Genomic DNA, 19978 nt, shown 5'->3' with positions numbered 1-19978 from the left:
GGCGATAAACCCCGGGGTCAATGCCTCGGTGGTCAGACCGCCCTCGCTTGATCGGCCGTAAGCGCCTGCTCCCGCGTGCCGGAGACGATGATCTCAAGGACCTCGTGCTCGTCGGTGTTCCTGACATGACGGTCGCCGACATTCTCGCCGCGCTTGAGCACCATGACACGGTCGCCTACGGCGAAAATGTCGACCAGCCGATGCGAGATGATGATCTGGGCAACACCCTGCCTTTTCAGTTCCAGCATGGTCTCGAGGAGCCGCGCGGTCGCCATCACCGAGAGATTGGCGGTCGGTTCGTCGAGGATCACGACGCGTGGCTCGAACGAAATCGCGCGGGCAATCGCCACGGATTGCTGGCGACCGCCCGACAGGCTCTCGACCTTCTGGAAAACGGAGTTCACGTCCACCTTGAGCCGCTTCAGCACGCTATCGGCTTCCGCGTACATCTTGCGGCGATTGACGAAAGGGCCTTTGCGCGGCCAGCGGCCGAGAAAGATGTTCTGGCCGACATCCATGTTTCCGCAAAGAGCGAAATCCTGGTAGATCATCTCGATGCCCGCATCGCGGCTCTCATGCGGACTCTTGAAGTGCACCGGTTGACCGGCGACGAGGATTTCGCCGGCGTCGCGCTGATAGGCGCCGGTCAGGATCTTCATGAGCGTCGACTTGCCGGCCGAGTTGTCGCCGACCAGTCCAAGGATCTCTCCGGGATAGAGCACTAGATCGACTTTCCGAAGCGCCTGAACGGCACCGAAGGCTTTTTCGATGCTTCGCATTTCCACGATCGGTTGAGGCAACGCAGCATCAGGCATGAATGGTTTCCCGGGTTCGTGCGCCTCGCGCGAGGCGGGCTCGCAGGCGACCGAAGATATTGGCCTGGCGCACCCAGATGTCGATCAGCACCGCGACAATGAGGATGACGCCGATGAAGACATTGATCCAATGCTGCGGCATGCTGAAGCCCTGGACATTGAGCTGCAGGAGGGCCCTAACGAGTGTGATCACGGCTGCACCGGCCAGAGAACCCAGCATGGTGCCGTAGCCGCCGAAGATCGACCCGCCGCCGATTATCACCGACGCGATGGCGTCGAGTTCGCGGAACTGGCCTGCAACGGGGTTGAAGCTTCGGAAATAGGCGACGTTGATGATCCCGGCCATCGTCGCGCAGAACGCCGCCAGCATGAGCGAGATGAAGCGCGCCCGGTTGGTGTTGATGCCGGCATAGGCGGCGGCGCGGATGTTGCCGCCGGTTGCATAGACCTTTTGCCCGAACGGCGTGTAGGCGAGCACGACACCGGCAATCCCGGCGACGAAGATCATCCAGACCGTCTGCACGCTGACCACCTCGGCCAGTGTTCTGAGGATGCCATCCGGAAGCACGATGCTGAAGTAAAGGAGGATGTCATTCACCTTGCGGCCGAGCAAATTGTAGCCCTCCGGCCAGCCGGTAAGCTGCTGCCCGGCGACGAACCAGGCCGCGAGGCCGCGGGCGATGTAGAACATGCCAAGCGTTGCGATGAAGGCCGGCAGTTTCAAGCCAACGGCGACGACAGCGTTGACGAGGCCGGCAAGCATTCCCGCAAGGAGGCCCATCGCGACAGCGGTGACGGGGTCGGCGCCCAGGACCTTCAGGAAATAGGCCGCCGCGCTGCCGGCGAGCGCCAGGACGGCTCCGACGGAGAGGTCGATATCGCCGGCCGCGATGACGTAGGTAAGCCCGACCGTGATCAGCGCCAGTTCCGTATAGTTGAGCAGGATCGCGAAAGTGTTGGACAGGTTCCACCAGTAATCCGGCCTGAGGAAAAGGCCCGTGAGCCACAGCACCACTGTCACGATGACGGCGAGGGCATCGCGCCGGGCGAGGAACTTGCCGAACCCCGTTGCCGACAGTGCGATGTCGGTCGCCATCGCGCCCTTGGTCACCACGCCCTCGAGCGCGACCCCGCCGATCTCGAAGGCCGGGGGCGGCGGCCTGCCGCGCAGCCATGCCCAGAGGCGCGCCGCGACCTGGCGGCGGATGAGATAGGGTTCGATCAGCACGGCGATGACAAGCAGCAGTCCGAGGAAGACCGGAACCGCGCCCACTGGCAGGGAGTAGACGGCGTTGACCGTCACCTCCTCCTCGCCGATCTTGATGGTGCGCGTGATCGGCAAACCCTCGCGCAGCACCTTGTCGAGCAGAACGACCAGCATGGCGCCGAGGCAGGACCCGGCGACGCGGCCGCGACCGCCTAGAATGGAAGCGCCGCCGATGATCACCGCGGCGATGACGGTCAGTTCGCCGCTGACGCCGTAAAGCGGGGTCACGCCCTTGTCCTGAGCGGCCGACAGGAGGCCGGCAACGGCGGCACAGAGCGACGAGAGCAGATAGGCACGGATGCGCACCCAGTTCGTCGGTATGCCAGCATAGACTGCTGCCTGCTCGTTGCCGCCCGTCGCAAAGGTTTCGTAGCCCCAGCGAGTGTTGGCGAGCACGTAGGCGCCGATCACGGCAACGACCGCGAAGATTGCGATCTGGTTGTTGAAGCCGAAGACGTTCGTCTCGCCGAGATGGAAGAAGAGCGGGGCCTCCTTCGCTTTTCCTGGATAGTAGATCGCCTGACCGTGCGTCAGGGCGAGGACGAAGCCGCGGCCGATCAGAAGCGTGGTCAAGGTGGCGATGAACGCCGGCACTTTTAGGATGGTAACGAGCACGCCGTTGACGAGGCCGATCAACATCCCAAGAAGGACGCAGACGGTCACCGACATGACGATGCCGAGATCGGCGAAGCTTGGCGCGAACAGCCTCGCAAAAACGACGGCCACAAGGCCGTAGATGGAACCGACCGAAAGGTCGAGGTCCTTGTTGATGATGACGAAGGTCATTCCGACGGCGATGATGGCGACCCGCGAGGTATCGCGAAGCAGTGCATGGAACGCCTCCGGCGAGCCGAAAAACGCCGGATTGACGGCAGCCCCGCCGAGATAGATCAGCGCCAGCAGGGCAAGCAATCCCATTTCCCAGCCGCCGATGAGCTGGGGTGGAAGGCGACGAGCGAGAGCTTCAGCGGGCATTCTTTGATAAAAGGTTCCGAAGGCCAAAATGCGCGGGAGGACACCAGCCCTCCCGCGCCGGTTCAGTGTCGCTTTGACATTCAGTTCTCGAAACGCTTGCCGACCTTTCCAACGGTCTCCTGCGTCACGAGTTGGGCGCGCGTGTCGAGATTGGCGGCCGCGATGCCGCGATCGATCTGCAGATAGAGTTGCATGACCGGATAGAAGCCCTGCAGGAAGGGCTGCTGCCCGAGCGCGCCGGTCAGGTCGCCGCTCTTCAACGCGTCCTGCTGCGCCGGACCGAGGTCGAACCCATAGGCGCAGATCTTGCCGGTCTTTCCGGTTTGGGCGACGGCCTTGGCCAGCGCTGGCGTGAACACGTTGTTGCCGGCGAAGGCGCCGACAACGTCACCGCGCGACTCGAACAGCGTCACTATACCGTTCACCGGATCGTTCGGATTGGTGTCGATGCCGGTGTTCTCGGGACCTGCGTCGACCTTGAAGGCCTCGAGCTTGCCGGCGTCCTTCAGGCCTTTGACGATCGCGTTGAAGGCCGCGGTGACGCGATTGTTCACCTCGATGTTGCCCATCGCGGTCGATGACGGCAGAACGATCGAGCCCTTCTCGATACCCTTGTCCGCCAGGCACTTGACGAGTGCCTCGCCGGCGATCGCCGCGGCGGAGGCGTCCTGACCGGTGTGGCTGATGCCGCTGCGGTCGAGGATCGTGCCGTCGAAGGAATTGGTCGTTGCTACCGGTATGCCCTTGGCCGCGGCAGCCTTGACGATGTCGTTATAGGCGCCGACCTGGGGCGTTGTCATGATCAGCCCGTCGATCGTCGGATCCTGCACGATCTGATTCAGGATTTCGATCTCGCGGGCCGGGTCGTCGGTCGGAGATTCCGAGCCGAGCAGCAGTATCTTGGCGCCGATCAGATTGCCGGCGGCGGTTGCGCCGACATAGACCGGATCGAAGAAGCCGTTGCCGGCCGTATGTGTGACGATGGCGAAGGTGAGATGGCCATCGGCCGAATGGAAATCCTTGGTGGTGGGGGCTTCCTTTGCGGCTTCCTCGAAGCTGTAGCCGCCGACTGCTTTCTCGACGCCGCCGGACTGCGCGAAGGCGGAGGGCACGCCGAGCAACAACGCCGCGGCGGATGCCGCGAGCGGGAAAGTACGTCTCATGATTATCCTCCCTTGCATTCAACGGGCGGAAGCCGTTCGAGCGCATTTATTCAGGAGATTTTCCGACTGCTTCCTCCCACTTTCGCAATATTCCGCCCAAAGCCTTTCCAAGTAAATAGCCTGCTGCACCCAGTATTCGGGCGCGACGCCACACGAAAGAGCACGGACGAGTATCACCTGACCCCTACCTTTGCGCCGGTAGACAAGCTTGCAATGGCCAGGGTTGCCGGCGGAAATCAGGCCGGCGCTTCCGCGCCTCGCCTCGCCTTCCACATAAGCAGCAAAATCGCCGCGAGATTGACCAGGTTCCAGGCGATGCCGTTGAGGAAGGCGGCGGCATAGGAGCCGGTTAGATCGTAGATCCAGCCCGACATCCAGCCGCCGACGGCCATGCCGAAGATCGTCGCCATCAGGACGATGCCGACGCGCTGGCCGGCTTCCTTGGCCGGCATGTAGTCGCGCACGATGATCGCATAGCAGGGAACGATGCCGCCTTGCGAGAGGCCGAACACCAGCGACACTACATAGAGCGAAGCCAGCCCGTCGAAGGGAATATAGAACAGCAGTGACAGGCACTGCAGCGCCGAGCCGATGATCAAGGTTTTCACCGCGCCGATGCGATCGGCGAGGAAACCTGAGCCAATGCGGCTGACAACGCCCGCCGCCAGCATGATCGACAACATGTCGGCGCCGCGCGCGACGCCGTAGCCGAGATCCATGCAATAGGCGACGATATGCACTTGCGGCATCGACATCGCCATGCAGCAGCCGAAGCCGGCAATCACCAGCAGCATCTGCAACGCCGCCGGCGACAGCGAGATTGGCTGCGTCGGCCGGCTTCCCGGCGAGCCATGGGTAGCTTCGCGCGGCGCGCCGCGGCGCAGCATCAGCACCAGCGGCACCATGGTGGCGAGGCAGAAGATGCCGATCGCGGCATAGGTGAACCGCCAGCCTTCGCCTTGCATGACATAGGGCATCACCGTCGGCCAGACTGCTCCGGCAAGATAGCTGCCGGATGCGGCCGCGGTCACCGCGACGCCGCGGCGCCGGTTGAACCAGTGCGAGATGTCGGCGATCAACGGGCCGAAGATCGCCGATGTGCCGAGTCCGATCAGAAGCCCCTGGACAAGGGTGAACGCAAGGATCGAGCTGGTCAGCGAGGCGAGCAGGAAGCCCGCGCCGAGCGCAATCGCAGAGACGAGCGCCGGGATCCAGTAACCCATGCGGTCGATGGCGCGTCCGACCAGCATATTGCCGGCGGCGAAGCCGACCATGGTCGCGGTATAAGGCATTGAAGCCGCGGCCCTGTCGACGCCGAATTCGGCCTGCACGGCGGGCAGAACGACGACCACCGCCCACATGCCGGCGCCGCCGATCGTCGACAAAAGCATCGAGACGCCGAGCCGTATCCATGCATAGGCGCTGTCGATGCTGGGGCCATCTGCCCGGCTGGAGACGGTTGTCGTCACACCTTTCCTGTCCGCGCTTGTTGGTGATCGGGCGGTTTCCACGCCAAGTATCGGCGCATTCCCGGTGCCGAGCAGCGCCACAAGGGACAAATCCGTGGCTCCAGAAATCGGGAACCGGCCATGCCGCCCAGAGTTTTTGCCCCAAGAGAGCGTTGTGCCCAAGGGGAGTTGTGCCCCAGGAAGGAGGTTCGCCATGACCGCCAGGAAAAAATGGTCGGCCGAAGTGACCGCGCACAGCGATGCGCTGGATCTCGAGGAGCACATTTTCGAATCCGACGATGCCAAGAGGATCGCCACCTCGCTGAAGCGCTCGGCTGAGCACAGCCATCGCCGCAAGGCTGAGCCGTTCCGATCCGCGATGTCGATGCTGAATTTCTACATCAACCGCGCCGGCAGGAACCTGCCGGAGAAGCGCAAGCGAGTTCTGGAAAAGGCCAAGGACGAGTTGCGCGTCGCTTTCGGGCGCGAGAAGGAAGACTAAGGACTTGTCGAGGTCGGACCGGGCCTCACCCGGGTATCGGTAGGCCTTAGCGCGAGCGGATGACGTCGTCGGTATTCGCGAGCAGCTTGCGCACGGCGTTGCGCGCAGCATCCGGCCGCTGCAGCCGGATGTTCCTCTCGATCGCTTCGTGCAGTTTCTGGGCGTGCTGCAGGTCGTCCAGCTCGCGTGTCGTATAGGCGAAGAGATGATTGAAGGCGGATTCGATCAGGACGCCCAGGGGCACCAGGAGATCGTTGCCGGAGGCCCTGAGAATGGCCAGGTGGAAGCGGGTGTCGGCGCGCGTCCGCTCCTGCAAATTGGTCGCCTCGCCCATCTCGCGGCAGGCCTGGCTGATCTCGGCCATCTGCTCATCGGTGCGCCGCATTGCGGCAAAAGCCGTCGCCTCGGGCTCGATGATGTGGCGGAATTCCTGCACCGTCTTCAGGAAGACTTCACGGTCCGGCGACGTCGCGTACCAGGAGAGCACGTCGCGGTCGAGCAGGTTCCAGCGCTCCTTCGGCTCAACCCAGCTGCCGATTTTCGGACGTGATGCCAGAAGGCTCTTGGCCATCAGCATCTTGATCGCCTCGCGCACCGCCGAGCGGCTGACGTCGAAAGTCTCCGACCATTTGGCCTCGTTGGGCAGGATGGTGCCCGGCGGGTAGTCGCCGCGCACGATCCGAAGGCCGATTTCGCTGGCCAGCGAGGTGTGCACGCTGGCACCAGGGATGCGCGGCGCGTCCGGCCGGCGAACGCCAGCCATACGCTCGGCGGATGCCGCTTTCGTCGGCCTCTTTTCGTTGTTCGGCTTTGCGTCCCGCATACGCCCAGAAAGTCCGGTTTTCAGAAGCTGTCAAGCGCGGCAAGGCCGCCTTTGCCGCTAGACGCCGCGCTGTGCACAGCTCAACCTATGTTTGTCGGCCCTCACGCTGTTTTGACGTATTTGCGCCAGCTGTGTTCGGGGCGGAAGCCGAGCACGTCCCGCGCCTTGCGGTTGGACAGTAGCGTCTCGAATTCACCGAGCTCGGCTTTCACCGGCACGCCTGGATAGAAACGCTTCAGCAACTCGGCCGTCGGCAGATCGGACGAGGTCTCGTCATTGGCGGCGTTGAACACCTGATAGCCCAGCCCATCCTTCTCGATGGCGCGCAAGGCGATCTGGCCGAGATCGCGGGCGTCGATATAGCTCCAGGCAATGCGCTTGCGGAAACCGGGATCGGCAAACCATTTCGGGAACAGCGCATATTCATGCGGCTCGATGACGTTGCCGATGCGCAGCGCATAGATGTCGAAACCGCTGCGCAGCGCGAAGGCGCGCGCCGTCTTTTCGTTGACGAGCTTGGACAGGGCGTAGCTGTCCATCGGATCGACGTCATAGTCCTCGTCGAGCGGGAAATGGGTCGGGTTGCGCGGCTCGTTGGCGAAGACCAGGCCGTAGGTCGTCTCGCTGGAGGCGATGATCACCTTGCGGATGCCGAGTTTCACCGCCGCTTCGATGACGTTGTAGGTGCCCATCGCGTTGATGCGGAACACCTCGTTGTCCGGGGTGATCATGATCCGCGGGATGGCGGCAAAATGCACCACGGCGTCGACCGGCTGTGCGCGCAGCGATGGATCGAATTCATGCAGCCCGGCATAGCTCGACAGCGCGTTGAACACCTGGCCGCTGTCGGTAATGTCGGTGATCAGCGTGCGCACCTTCGGGTTGTCGAGCGGCTTGGTGTCGATGTTGAGCACCTGGCAGCCATGCTCGACCAGATACTGCACGACATGGCGGCCGGCCTTGCCGCTGCCGCCGGTGAACATGATGCGCTTCGTCATTTTGCTCTCCACATTTCTCAAGGATTGTGTGTATTGTCAGACAATATGGCATTCAGCAACGGCCTGCCAACCGCGATCCGCGAAAACCTTCTCCAGCAATGCTCGCCGGCCGGTCGCGCCGGCGCCGACCATCAGGAAAGACAGGGACGAAACGACATGACCACCACCGCTGCCCGCGAAAACATCGGTTTCATCGGCCTCGGCCTGATGGGGCATAGCATCGCCAAGAACATCGTCGACAAGGGCTATCCGCTCACCTTCCTCGGCCGCAAGAACCGTAAGCCGGCGGATGACCTGCTCGGCCGCGGCGCAAAGGAAGTGGCCACGTCCAAAGAAGTGGCAGCGGCCTCCGACATCGTCTTCATCTGCGTCACCGGCTCGCGTGAGGTCGAGGCGATCATCCGCGGCCCCGGCGGGCTGAAGGAAGGTCTGAAGCAAGGCTGCGTGGTCGTGGATTGCTCGACATCCGACCCCGTCTCCACCGTCGCGCTGGCAGCCGAACTCAGGGCGCTCGGCGTCGACTATGTCGACGCGCCGCTCAGTCGCACGCCGAAGGAGGCCTGGGAAGGCACGCTCGACGCCATGGTCGGCGCGCCCGACGCGGTGTTCGCACGGTTGAAGCCGGTGATCGAAACCTGGGCCGGCCGCATCGTCCATATCGGTGACACCGGCGACGGCCACCGCATGAAGCTGCTCAACAACTTCATCTCGCTCGGCTACGCGGCGATCTATTCGGAAGCCTTGGCGCTGGCGCAGAAGGTCGGCATCTCGCCGCCCCGCTTCGACAGCGTGATCCGCAACGGCCGCATGGATTGCGGCTTCTACCAGACCTTCATGCGCTGGACGCTGGAAGGCGACCGCGACGCCCACAAATTCTCCATCGCCAATGCCTTCAAGGATTTGACCTATCTGGAATCGATGGCCGGCGCTGCCGGCATCGCCAATCCGCTTGGCAACGCCACCAAGAATTCGTTCGCGACCGCCTTCGCGGCGGGGCCGGCCGAGCAGTATGTGCCGATGCTGGCCACCCATATCGGCAAGCTCAACGGCGTCGACCTGATGCCGTCGAAGGACGGCAAAAAGCAGACGATCTGAAAGCCGCGGCCAAGCCTGTCAGCGTCTCGAGAGCTCGATCACCTCGTCGGTATTGGCGAGAAGCCTGTGCACCGCGCTTCTCGCCGCGGCCGGGCGCTGCAGGCGGATGTTTCGCTCGATCGCCTCGTGCAGGGACTGGGCCCGCCGCTGGTCGCTGTGCTCGCGCGTGACGAAGATGAAGAGATGATCGAGCGCCGATTCGATCAGTACGCCTAGCGGCACCAGCAGCTCATTGCCCGAGGCGCGCAGGATGGCGAGATGGAACCGCGTATCGGCGCGCGTGCGCTCCTGGATATGCGCCGCCTCCCCCATTTCGCGGCACGCTTGGCTGATTTCGACCATCTGCTCGTCGGAGCGCCGCAGCGCCGCGAAGGCGGCCGCCTCAGGCTCGATGATATGGCGGAACTCCTGCACCGTTCTGAGAAACACCTCGCGGTCAGGCGAGGTCGCGTACCAGGCGAGCACGTCGCGGTCGAGCAGGTTCCAGCGCTCCCTCGGCTCGACCCAACTGCCGATCTTGGGGCGGGACGCGAGCAGGCTCTTGGCCATCAGCATCTTGATGGCCTCGCGCACCGCCGAGCGGCTGACATTGAAGGTTTCCGACCATTTGGCTTCGTTGGGCAGGACAGTTCCGGGCGGATAGTCGCCGCGCACGATCCTGAGGCCGATCTCGCCGGCGAGCGATGCGTGCACGCTGAGGCCGGCGATCCGCGTCGCCTCGGGTCGTCGTATCGTGGCCGGCTGTGCAGGCTCGGCTAAGCGCTTTCCAGACTTTTCCCGTGGCATCCGCCTTCCGGTGCCTCCTGTCGCGGGCTCCAAGACGCCCGCAAAAACTCTGCCGGATAAGAAAATTCTGGCGCAAAAACTCTTGGCTCCGCCGCCCCGGCAAGGCCGCGCCCATAGTCCTGGCGAAAGATGGAGGGGCGCCCTTCGAAGGGCGCCCCGGGGATCGAAGCCTACTTCTGGATGCAGGTGTCGACCGTATCCTTGGTGCATTCGTCGAGGCCGGTGAAGACCGGATCGTCAACCTTCTTGCCCTGGATGAGGTCGAGCATTACCGACGGCGCCTTGTAGCCCATTTCGAACGGCCGCTGGCCGACCAGTGCGGTCACAAGGCCCTCCCTGGCGATAGCCACCTCGTCGCCGATCGTGTCGGCGGCGCCGATGACGAACTCGTTCTTGGCGATCTTGTCGGCCATCGGCTTGAACAGGTCGCGATAGGGCTGCGGAGCGCCGAACAGCGGCCAGCCGCCCATGATGCCGAAAGCGTCGAGCTTCGGATTGGCGGCCAGGATGTCTGTCATCGCCTGCACGCCCTTGGCGCCGTCGTCATTGGTGAACACCGGGCAACCCGCCACTTCCGTCCAGCCGCCTTCGCCGGCGAGCGCCGGCAGGCCTTCCTTGCCCGACAGCGCATCGCGCATGCCCTGCGCGCGGCGCAGGATGTTGTCGGCGGCCGGATTGCCCTCGATCGTGCAGATCGTGCCGCCATTCGGCTTGGCCTTCTTGATGTATTCGCCGATCCGCTTGCCCATCAGATAGTTGTCGGTGCCGAGATAGGTCTTGCGAAGCGCGGCGTCTTCCTTGGCAAGATCGGCATCGACCGTCATGATCGGGATCGACGGATTGGCGCTCTTGATCGTCTGCGCGATCAGCGGCGCGTTGGACGGCGAGATCGCCATCGCGGCCGTGTCCGGCTTGCTCAGCATGTCCTGCACGATCTGGGCTTCGCCGGCCTCGTCCGAGGTCGATGCCGGGCCGGTGTAGAAGCATTCATATTCGGAGCTGGCGTTCTCCTTGTTCCACTTCTCGCAGCCCTGATGGATGGCTTCGAAGAAAGGGTTGTCGAGGCCCTTTACGACAATGACGAGCTGTTTCTTGGCCAAAGCCGGCCCGGCGCCCAGCGCCATTGCGGCGACGGCGGCGAGCAAAAGTGATTTCCTCATATCAGTCCTCCCTTGAAAACAGACGGACACGACGTGCCCGCCACACCGATCGGCCCGGATGCAAGCAACACGCGGAATAGGCTCGAAAGTTCGTGTCTCAAGCCGGGCCGACAAGCATTTGCCGATCCGTTCCAGCTCGAATGGGCGCCGGCCGGATCCTGAATCTCGCCCACCGCGTCACGCCGAGCAGCGATTTCGCGACGGAAAAATTCTTCCTCCAATGCTAGCTAATAACGGCTCGCTGCCAACGTCAATTGCTATTTGTCCTACAAAACCGATTTTTCAACGGGACTCGAAATTAATCGCCCGACAATTGATTGACGCCCATGGCCGCATTTGCCTAAATGAGTCTATCGCACCTGCTCGGGAGGAGTTGGAGGCGCGAGGCCCCTGCGGCGCCGGCAATTATGGCAAGGCAGTCGAGGGACGAAAACGGGGAGGCTTAAGGCTGGTGTCGGTTCTCGAACTCGCCAACATCTCGAAGCACTTCGGCGCCATCCAGGCGGTGAACGACGTCTCGTTCACGCTCGAGGCCGGCGAGGTCGTCGGCCTGATGGGCGACAACGGCGCCGGCAAGTCGACGCTGGTCAAGATGATCGCCGGCAATTTCCGCCCCAGTCACGGCACGATGCACATGGACGGCAAGGAGCTGATCCTGCACAAGCCGGCCGAGGCCCGCCAGCACGGCATCGAGATCGTCCATCAGGACCTGGCGCTTTGCAACAATCTGACGGCTGCCGCCAATGTCTATCTCGGCCGGGAACTGCGCCGCGGCATCGGCCCCTTCCGCATTCTCGACTACGCCGCGATGTACAAGCGCGCCGGCCAGCTCTTTGCCGAACTGAAATCCGAGACGCGGCCGCGCGACCTCGTCAAGCAGATGTCTGGCGGCCAGCGCCAGGCGGTGGCGATCGCCCGCACCATGCTGTCGCAAGCCAAGATCGTGCTGATGGACGAGCCGACGGCGGCGATCTCGGTGAGACAGGTCGCGGAGGTGCTGAACCTGATCCGCCATCTGCGTGACCAGGGCATCGCCGTGGTGCTGATCAGCCACCGCATGCCCGACGTCTTCGATGTCGCCGACCGCGTCATCGTCATGCGGCGCGGCAGGAAAGTCGCCGACAAGAAGATCGCCTCGAGCTCGCCCGAGGAAGTCACCGGGCTGATCACCGGCGCCATCGAACAGGTTGCGTAATCGCGTGGATCAGGCGTCCAACGCCTCAGGAAAGGTCGATAATGGCAGTCACCCTTGACCAGACGATCGCGCAGAAGCAGCACACATTCTTCTCACGGCTCTTTGCCAACCAGACCTTCTGGGTGGTGATCGCGGTTATCCTCGCCTGCCTGTTCCTGTCCTTCGCGACCGACGCTTTCGCCACGCAGAAGAACCTCTTCAACATCACCCGCAACATCACCTTCGTCGCCATCGTGGCGCTCGGCATGACCTTCGTCATCATCACCGGCGGCATCGACCTGTCGGTCGGCTCGGTGCTGTGCCTGTGCTCGATGGTGCTGGCCGTCACCATGCATGCCGGTTATTCGATCGAAATCGGCATCCTGGCCTCGATCATCACCGCTTTAGCCATCGGCGCCTTCAACGGGGTGCTCATCGCCTATCTCGGTTTCCCACCCTTCGTGGTGACGCTCGGCATGCTGTCGGTGGCGCGCAGCCTCGCCATGGTCGCCTCCAACAACACCGTCGTCTTCCAGTTCGGGCCGGACCACGACAAGCTGCTGGCGCTGGGCGGCGGCGCCTGGGTGTTCGGCATCGCCAATCCGGTGCTTTATATGATCCTTTTGGCGTTGATCACCGGCTTCATCCTGCGCTGGACCAAGTTCGGCCGGCATATCTTCGCCATCGGCGGCAATGAGCATGCGGCCACACTGACCGGTGTTCCGGTGCGCCAGATCAAGGTCGCAGTCTACATGATCTCGGCGCTCTCGGCCGGTCTCGCCGGCATCATCCAGACCGGCTGGCTCGGCGCCGTCACCACCAATCTCGGCAACGGCATGGAGCTGCAGGTGATTGCCGCGACCGTCATCGGCGGCGCCGACCTCGCCGGCGGCGTCGGCACCGCGTTCGGCGCCATCGTCGGCGCCGCCCTGATCGAGGTCATCCGCAACAGCCTCGGCCTGCTCGGCATCAACGCCTTTTGGCAAGGCACTTTCATCGGGGGCGCGATCATCCTGGCGGTGCTGTTCGACCGCATCCGTAATTTTAGGCGCAGCGATTAGAGAGCCAACCTTCCCTTCTCCCTTCTTGTGGAGAAGGGGAGACCCCTGCTCAGTCTGAAAATCCGCCCAGCTGGTCGGTGCGGAGCGGTCGTCATTCCTCCACGCCTTGACGGGGCCAGAGGCGATGAGCTCCGGGTCATTGCGATGCACAAAAGTGCCGAGCCCCGACAGTTTGCCGTAGAAGTTCGGTGCCGCCGCGGGCGTGCGCAGGCCGGCCTTCCAAGCCCATTTCAGTCCCGCCCGGTATGGCCTGAGACCTCTGCACCCGCATGGGCCGGAAGGACCAGAAAGCGCAGCGCTGCCACCAGCCCGATCAGGCCGATCACGAAAAAGGCGATCCTGAAGTCTATTAGGTTGGGCGCCGCGCCACTGCGCACGATCTGCGACAGGTTGAGGATCGCCGCGGCCACGGCCACGCCAAACAGCATCGCCACCTGCTGCAGCATGCTGGACAAAGTCGCGGCCGAGCTGCGCTGCGGCGCGCCGATATCCGCGAAGGCAAGCGTGTTGAGCGCCGTGAACTGCATCGAGCGCGTCAGACCGGCGACCAGCATCAACGCGACCCAGCCGGCGGCTCCGGCCTGTCGCCGCATGTCCTCACCGCGCTGGTCGATCTGCTCAACGCCGGCATCCATCCGGTGATGCCGTCGCTGGGCTCGATCGGCGCCGGCGACCTTGTGCTGATGACCGCGATAGCCCACACGCTGATCGGCGAAGGCCGATGCCGACTATCAGGGCAGGCGCATGCCTTCGGCAAAGGCGCTGATGATGGCGCGGCTTGCGCCAGTCAGCCTGGCACCGAAGGATGGTCTGTCGCTGATCAACGCTTCCGCGGTTTCTACCGGCGCCGGCGCGCTGGCGCTCGTCGACGCGCTGTCGGCACTCGAACAGCAGGAGCAGGCCGGCGCGCTCACCATGGAAGCGTTCGGGGCCAACCGCACCATCCTTGACCCGCGCCTGCATCTGGCGCGGCCGGCCGCCTGCCAGCAGGTAGCGGCAAAGGCGTTGCGCGACCTGCTCACCCGCGACGGGACGCCCGCGCCGACCACCCTTCAGGATCCGCTGTCGATCCGCTGCATGCCCTCGATCCACGGCGCGCTCATCCAGGCGATCGACCATGCCCGGCTCACGGTCGAGATCGAGCTCAACGCGTCCGCCGACAACCCGCTGGTGCTCGCCAACGACTCACTCGTGCTGTCGACCGGCAATTTCCACACCGCCTCGCTGTCGCTCGCCTTCGAGACGCTAGGTCTGGCGATTGCGCAATGCGCGGCGGCGTCGGCCGCGCGCTTCATCCAGCTCACCGGCTCAACCCGCCACGGCTTGCCGAAATATCTGTCGCCAATCGGCGGCGCGTCCGCCGGCTTCGTGCCGCTGCAGAAGACGGTGACGGCGATCCTGGCCGCCATCCGCCACAAGGCCAATCCGGTGATGCTCGACTTCCTGCCCGTGTCCGAAGGTGTTGAGGATCATGCGACGCAGACTCCCCTCGCCGTCGCCAAATGCGTCGAGATGATCGTACTGTGGCGGCGGCTGATCGCCCTGGAGCTTATGGCCGCCGCACAGGCCGTCGATCTTCGCGAAGGTCTGACACTTGCGCCGGCCACCAGCGCGATCCACGCGGCCGTCCGCGCCCATGTGCCGACGCTTAAGGAAGACCGGCCGCTCGGATCCCATGCCGATGCGCTCCATGCGGTGCTCGCCGACGGGTATTGGCTCCCTGCGGTGCACCAAATACTGCTCGACTAAACGAGATCAGGGCACCGCATCGTTGCGGACGATCGAGATCACCACCCGCCCAAGCCAACCCTCAGGCCAACTGGCCGCTCGCACCGAATCGGATGGCCGGGCTCCGCCGCTTATGGGCCCGCCGGACGGCGCCCTCGGCACCCTCTTGGGTTGCACGATGAGTTCGGATATGAAGAGCCAAGGGCATATAAGGGGTGGCTCAATTGCATCGTTCCTGCTTCGTCTTGGCGGCAGACGCAAAAAATTTCCCATACGCTGTTCTGGGCGCGCGGCGCATACTGGACGTATCTGCGCCTATCGACGGTTTCATCCTTCATATCGGCGCCGGAACTGAGGATTTGCCGGTCGCGGACCGATTGCTCGGGGCTGCCGTCAAGATCGTCGACGTGTCCGATCTCATGAAGGAATTCGATTTCGATCCCGGTCACCTCAGCGTAGCAACCTACATTCGCCTGCTTGCCGACAAGCTGGCGGTATTCGAGCCCTACGACAGGCTCGTCTATGTGGACACCGATGTTATCTTCAACCGGTCGATCACCGACTTGGCCGATGTTGAACTGAATGCCCCACTCTTGGCGGCCCATGACGAACAGACCTATTTCGATCCGAGCTGCGGTGAGTCTCTTGAGATGGAGCCCGGCTCATCGCATTTCAACGCCGGCATACTGGTGCTGAACATGCCAATGATCCGCGCCGAGGGGCTCTTGGAGCGGGCGCGCGAACTGGCGCTGCGGCGCGTACCGAAGCTCGATCAGGGAGCGCTCAACATAGCGTTTGCCGGACGCTGGCAAACGATGCATCCGCTCTGGAATCTGCAGACCAACTATTCCAGCCAGATACCCTTCAGTAGAGCCTTCGCGCGTCATTTCACCTTTGGAAAGCCGTGGTGGCCAAGCCCCGAAGGAGTGGAACTCGCCGCGATGGCGATCTATCGCAACCTGGCGAAAGATACGCCCTGGCTCGATCGGTTCAAGCGTCCGCTCTGGACGAGAGGTCTGCGCAAGCGATTGCTCCGCAAATTCGACGGCCTCTCCGGGATTATTCTCAATAAGGAAAAATACAGACGCCGTTTCCGCTTCAACGCCGAACGGTGCAGCGCCATCTTTGCCGCGCAGGCCGATCAGGGGATGATGGCCGCAACCTATCCGGAGGTCCTGATGGGCGTGGTCAAGGCACGGAAATAGGCGCCGATCTCTCGACGAGAGCTTACCGGCTCGGGCCGCGAGGCCGGCCCTATACCTGCCGCACTTGGCGGCGAACCAGGCAGACCCATCGCAGTGCCCGTTCAGGCTCTTGCGTCCACTTTCTTCATGAAACGCCTGAGCTCGTCTGGATCCATATGCACGATGTGCCGGTCTTCCGGATAGGCGCCGCTGTTGACGTCGCCGACATTTTCCGAGAACGCCGCGATGCGCTCCGCTTGCCTTCAGCCGATATCGATCATCACCTTGCCGGCCTCGACCTTGACCGGATAGGTTTTGAGGTTGACGCAGACCGGCGCGCCCTTGGCCTGGCCGGTCTTATAGTTGAAACGGCCATTATGCTTCGGGCATTCGATGATGTCGTCCATCACCAGCCCGTCGGCCAGGTGCGCCTTTTCATGCGTGCAGAAACCGTCGGTGGCGAAGAACTCGTCGTCAGGCGAGCGGTAGATCGCGAAGGTGCGGCCGCCATGGTCGAAGCGGATCACGTCCTCCTCGTCCACGTCGCCCACCGCGCACGCTTCGACCCACTCCGGCATCTTGTCCTCTCCTGATTGGGTTCGCGCAACTGCCGCGCGCCCCGACTTTATTCGGCAGCCGCAGCCGTTATGTCGAGATCGTGGAATTCGCCGCGATAGGGCTTGGCCGTCGGCGGCAATTCGCGCTTGAGGAAGTAGTCCTCGTATTTCAGCTGCCTGACCAGCACCGGCCAGACCTCGCGATAGGCATGCCACATCGACGGGTTCGGCTCCGGCAAATCGTGCTTGATCAACTCATGCAGCCTGGGCAGCGCATGATAGGGCACCATCGGGAACATGTGATGCTCCACATGGTAGTTCATGTTCCAGTAGATGAACCGGCTGATCGGGTTCATATAAACCGAGCGCGTGTTGAGCCGATGGTCGGTGACGTTGTCGGCCAGCCCGATATGCTGCAGCAGGCCGGTCGTCACCATGTGCCAGGTGCCGTAGAGCCGCGGCAAGCCGATCAGCACCAGCGGTATCCATGACCTAAGCGCGATCGCGACAGCGATCGTCGCGACGTATACCGCGATGTGCCAGCGCGCCGCGATCACCGCCTTGTGCTGCTCCATCTCCGGAATGTAGCTCTTCTCGTCGTCCGACAGCTTGCCGAAGGCCTGGCGCACCAGCGTGGGCAGCGAATAGCGGAAGTCGAGAATGCCCGTGAAGGCGAGCGCAGCTTTGATGAGGTCCGGGGGCCGCATAACGGCGATCTCGGCATCGCGGCCGACAATGATCGTGTCGGTGTGGTGACGGGCATGGCTCCAGCGCCACTGCACCGGGTTGCGCATCAGCATGAACGAGGCGATGTGATAAACGACATCGTTCATCCAGCGCGTGCGAAACGCGGTGCCGTGCCCGCATTCGTGCCAGCGCGAGTCGCTCGACGAGCCATAGAGCACGCCATAGACGAACATGAATGACACGACCCACCACGTGCCCCAGAACCAGACAATGCCGGCGGCTGAGCCCAGGATCGCCGAGATCCAGATGACGCTATCGCGGATCGCCGGCCCGTCGCAACGCTGCATCAGCTCCTTCATCACCTTCCGCGGCACGTCGGTGTGGTACCACTCGGCCGATGCAAGTCCGGTCTCTATCGCAAGCCGCGTGCTCTCGCCGACAAGGCTGTAGTCGCGCTTCGTACCGGTGGTCGTCATCGTCATTAAAGCCCGTTGGCGCGGAATTTCCCGTCGAGGAATTTCTTGGCGCGCGGCACGTCCTCCTCGTCGAGATGCTCGATGATTACCGGGATGTTCGGGTGCTTTTCGCTGAGACGCTTGAGATAGAGATCGTAATTCAGCACGCCGAGCCCCGGCGCCGGCAGTTCGATCTCGCCGACGCCGCGGAAGGTCAGCCCCTCATGCGCCTCCGCGTCGCCGATATCGGCATGCTTCTCCGTCTTGTCGCCGCCCGAACGCTTCACGTCCTTGGCATGCGCGATTTTGATCTTGTCCGTCAGCGTGTCGAACACCTGGTTCAGCACTTGATCCATGCGGTCGATGTTGTGCGCCTCGAAATAGTTCGTCGGGTCGATCAACAGGCCGAGGCCGGGATGATCGACCTGAGCGAACATCCTGACCGTCTCCTCGACCGAGCCGACAACGTTGTTGACGTAGGTTTCGAGCAGGAACACCGCGCCGTGCTCGTAGGCGGTCTGGGCAAGATCCGAGATCACCTTGCGGCACTCCTCAAAACCTTCCTCGGTCTTGTTCTTCGGATGATGCACCCAGTCGGATTCGGTGTTGTAGGTGCCGGTTTCCGAGATCACGTAAGGCGAGCCGAAATCGCGCGCGTTCCGGATGATCTCCTTCAGATAGGCAAGCCGCCGCTCGCGCTCGGCCCTGTCCGGGTGGATGATGTTCGTGTAGCCGGACACGCAGCAAACCGGCAGGTTGTGGTCGCGGAACGTATCGCGCACCCGCCTCGCCTTGTCCCTGGTGATCTGTCCGGCCGAGAGGTCGATATCCTTGAAATGCAGGTCGAGCTGCACGGTGTTGAAATCGAGCGCCCGGATGCGCCTGGCGACCTCCTCGAGCTCATACGGAAAATAGCCTGTGAAGATACCTGCCTGCATCATGAGGTGAAGTCCTCCCGATAAGCGATTCAATTGCCCCGTTTCTTAGTCGCCCGGTCGACAGGGATTTCGGACAGCCTGACGGTGCGGCCCTCTGCTATCGACCGGTAACCGGCCTCCACCAGCGCCATGGTGTTGACGTTGTCGGCAACGGAAAGCGCCGGCGGCGTGCCGGTCTTGAGCGCATATTGCAGCTGCTCCATGACGCCGATGAAGGCATGCGGAAACCACATCGTCTCCCAGCTCGGGCTGACCCATTTGCCGCCGGTCGTCTCTGTCGAGGCGTAGGTCAGCGTCGAGGCGACGCCCTTCGGCCAACCGATCGTGCCCTTGGCGACACCCTTGGTGCCATCGACGCGCCAGTCGATATGCTGGTCGTCGGAATAGCCTTCCTGACGCGGGCCGGACCAGACGTCCTCCAGCGACACCGCGAGCACGCCGGAGGGAAAGCGCAGCGTCGAAACGGTGATGCCGTCGGAATGTTCGAACTTGGTGCGCGGATCCCTGCGCGTCAGCGTCGTGATTTCGTCAGGGTCGCCGAACAGGAAGCGCAGCACGTCGAGGTGGTGCACACTCATATTGGCGAGCGTCAGCCGGTCATATCCGGCGAGGAAGGTTTGCCAGTGCGGGATGGCATGCATGTCGATCTCGGCGAAGACGATCTCGCCCAGCGCGCCGCTATCGATGATCTGCTTCAAGACGCGCATCGACTGGTCGTAGCGCATGTTCTGGTTGACCGAGAGGATCTTGCCGGAGGCCGCCGCCTCGTCGCGCAGCTTCACCGCTTCCTCGACCGAGAGCGCCAGCGGCTTCTGCGCCAGAATCGCCTTGATGTGCGGCTGGTTCAGTGCATGGCGGATCAGCGCGGGCTGCTGGTCCGGCGGGAAGGCAAGGTCGACGATCTCGACGCGGCTGTCTTCGATCAGCCGCTCCGGCGTATCGCAGACGGTCGGAATGCCCCAGCGGCCGGCGACCTTTTCGGCATTCGTCCTGGTTCGTGAGGCGATCGCCACCACCGGAAAGCCGGCTTGCGCGTAGGCGGCGAGATGGCACTCGGCCATGATCATGCCGGCGCCGATGCAGCCGATCCGGTACTCCTTGACTCGGACTTTCACGTCCGGCTCGAAATCCATGCTCGCCATCCATTCCTCCCGTCGAGGAC

General features: G+C 63.2%; 17 protein-coding genes and 4 pseudogenes. 6 read left to right on the top strand and 15 right to left on the bottom strand.

Annotated elements, in window-relative coordinates:
- Positions 1–32 precede the first annotated feature (32 nt).
- From P9217_RS17540 to P9217_RS17525, 4 genes are all read right to left on the bottom strand, one after another.
- Entirely contained in the window at positions 33–815 is a 783-nt protein-coding gene (locus tag P9217_RS17540) for an ATP-binding cassette domain-containing protein (protein WP_066990523.1), read from the bottom strand.
- The gene (locus P9217_RS17535; RefSeq protein WP_278087365.1) at positions 808–3057 is read right to left on the bottom strand and encodes an ABC transporter permease; all 2250 of its coding nucleotides are present in this window, start codon (positions 3055–3057) and stop codon (positions 808–810) included. Before P9217_RS17535 ends, P9217_RS17540 begins: the two co-directional genes overlap by 8 nt.
- Positions 3058–3137: 80 nt before the next feature.
- Positions 3138–4220 (bottom strand): substrate-binding domain-containing protein, encoded by a 1083-nt coding sequence (locus tag P9217_RS17530; protein WP_095802325.1) that lies wholly within the window; start codon positions 4218–4220, stop codon positions 3138–3140.
- Positions 4221–4456: 236 nt separating this feature from the next.
- Complete coding sequence (locus P9217_RS17525) at positions 4457–5689, bottom strand: MFS transporter (protein ID WP_278087364.1); 1233 nt, start codon at positions 5687–5689, stop codon at positions 4457–4459.
- A 193-nt stretch (positions 5690–5882) separates the two neighbouring features.
- Here P9217_RS17525 and P9217_RS17520 point away from each other — a divergent pair, with 193 nt between their 5' ends.
- Entirely contained in the window at positions 5883–6170 is a 288-nt protein-coding gene (locus P9217_RS17520; RefSeq protein WP_066992279.1) for a DUF3175 domain-containing protein, read from the top strand.
- A gap of 46 nt (positions 6171–6216) precedes the next feature.
- Here P9217_RS17520 and P9217_RS17515 read toward each other — a convergent pair whose 3' ends face one another.
- Both P9217_RS17515 and P9217_RS17510 read right to left on the bottom strand, forming a co-directional pair.
- Complete coding sequence (locus P9217_RS17515; protein WP_095779401.1) at positions 6217–6993, bottom strand: FadR/GntR family transcriptional regulator; 777 nt, start codon at positions 6991–6993, stop codon at positions 6217–6219.
- Between the two features lie 101 nt (positions 6994–7094).
- Positions 7095–7991: an NAD(P)-dependent oxidoreductase gene (locus tag P9217_RS17510; protein WP_278087363.1), complete on the bottom strand. Its 897-nt coding sequence runs from the start codon at positions 7989–7991 to the stop codon at positions 7095–7097.
- Here P9217_RS17510 and P9217_RS17505 point away from each other — a divergent pair.
- Complete coding sequence (locus P9217_RS17505; protein WP_336618901.1) at positions 7917–9086, top strand: NAD(P)-dependent oxidoreductase; 1170 nt, start codon at positions 7917–7919, stop codon at positions 9084–9086. The two genes, P9217_RS17510 and P9217_RS17505, sit on opposite strands and share 75 nt — an antisense overlap.
- A gap of 18 nt (positions 9087–9104) precedes the next feature.
- On the opposite strand, the gene P9217_RS17500 is transcribed toward P9217_RS17505, so the two are convergent.
- Entirely contained in the window at positions 9105–9872 is a 768-nt protein-coding gene (locus P9217_RS17500) for a FadR/GntR family transcriptional regulator (RefSeq protein WP_067328889.1), read from the bottom strand.
- Between the two features lie 170 nt (positions 9873–10042).
- The gene (locus P9217_RS17495; RefSeq protein ID WP_066992270.1) at positions 10043–11032 is read right to left on the bottom strand and encodes a sugar-binding protein; all 990 of its coding nucleotides are present in this window, start codon (positions 11030–11032) and stop codon (positions 10043–10045) included.
- A 451-nt stretch (positions 11033–11483) separates the two neighbouring features.
- Between P9217_RS17495 and P9217_RS17490 the strand changes: the two genes are divergently transcribed.
- Entirely contained in the window at positions 11484–12227 is a 744-nt protein-coding gene (locus tag P9217_RS17490; RefSeq protein ID WP_066992363.1) for an ATP-binding cassette domain-containing protein, read from the top strand.
- Between the two features lie 41 nt (positions 12228–12268).
- Positions 12269–13267, top strand: a complete 999-nt coding sequence (locus tag P9217_RS17485) for an ABC transporter permease (RefSeq protein ID WP_278087361.1) — start codon at positions 12269–12271, stop codon at positions 13265–13267.
- A 123-nt stretch (positions 13268–13390) separates the two neighbouring features.
- Here the strand turns inward: P9217_RS17485 and P9217_RS17480 are convergent.
- A pseudogene (locus tag P9217_RS17480) lies at positions 13391–13492 on the bottom strand (amidohydrolase); the annotation flags it as partial.
- 5 nt (positions 13493–13497) lie between these two features.
- Positions 13498–13830: pseudogene (locus P9217_RS17475) on the bottom strand (MFS transporter); the annotation flags it as partial.
- A 3-nt stretch (positions 13831–13833) separates the two neighbouring features.
- Here P9217_RS17475 and P9217_RS17470 point away from each other — a divergent pair.
- Positions 13834–15016 (top strand): annotated as a pseudogene (locus P9217_RS17470) (aromatic amino acid lyase); the annotation flags it as partial.
- 203 nt (positions 15017–15219) lie between these two features.
- A complete protein-coding gene (locus tag P9217_RS17465) occupies positions 15220–16200 on the top strand; it encodes a glycosyltransferase (protein ID WP_278087360.1) in 981 nt (326 codons plus the stop codon).
- A gap of 101 nt (positions 16201–16301) precedes the next feature.
- Here P9217_RS17465 and P9217_RS30430 read toward each other — a convergent pair.
- From P9217_RS30430 to P9217_RS17445, 5 genes and pseudogenes are all read right to left on the bottom strand, one after another.
- A pseudogene (locus P9217_RS30430) lies at positions 16302–16439 on the bottom strand (3-methyl-2-oxobutanoate hydroxymethyltransferase); the annotation flags it as partial.
- Positions 16440–16442: 3 nt separating this feature from the next.
- Entirely contained in the window at positions 16443–16757 is a 315-nt protein-coding gene (locus tag P9217_RS17460; protein ID WP_067328880.1) for a MocE family 2Fe-2S type ferredoxin, read from the bottom strand.
- 47 nt (positions 16758–16804) lie between these two features.
- On the bottom strand, positions 16805–17899 hold the full coding sequence (locus P9217_RS17455; RefSeq protein WP_278087410.1) for a fatty acid desaturase family protein: 1095 nt from the start codon (positions 17897–17899) through the stop codon (positions 16805–16807).
- A gap of 5 nt (positions 17900–17904) precedes the next feature.
- Positions 17905–18819, bottom strand: coding sequence for a sugar phosphate isomerase/epimerase (locus P9217_RS17450; RefSeq protein WP_278087359.1), 915 nt, complete (start codon positions 18817–18819; stop codon positions 17905–17907).
- A gap of 26 nt (positions 18820–18845) precedes the next feature.
- Positions 18846–19958 carry a Gfo/Idh/MocA family oxidoreductase gene (locus P9217_RS17445; protein WP_278054268.1) on the bottom strand — a complete coding sequence of 371 codons (1113 nt, stop codon included), beginning with the start codon at positions 19956–19958 and terminating at the stop codon, positions 18846–18848.
- Positions 19959–19978 lie beyond the last annotated feature (20 nt).

Origin of the sequence: Mesorhizobium sp. WSM4989, assembly GCF_029625795.1 — a bacterium.
Classification (GTDB): domain Bacteria; phylum Pseudomonadota; class Alphaproteobacteria; order Rhizobiales; family Rhizobiaceae; genus Mesorhizobium.
The sequence above is the reverse complement of the archived record's forward strand: the minus strand, read 5'-3'. Positions and strand labels throughout refer to the sequence as shown.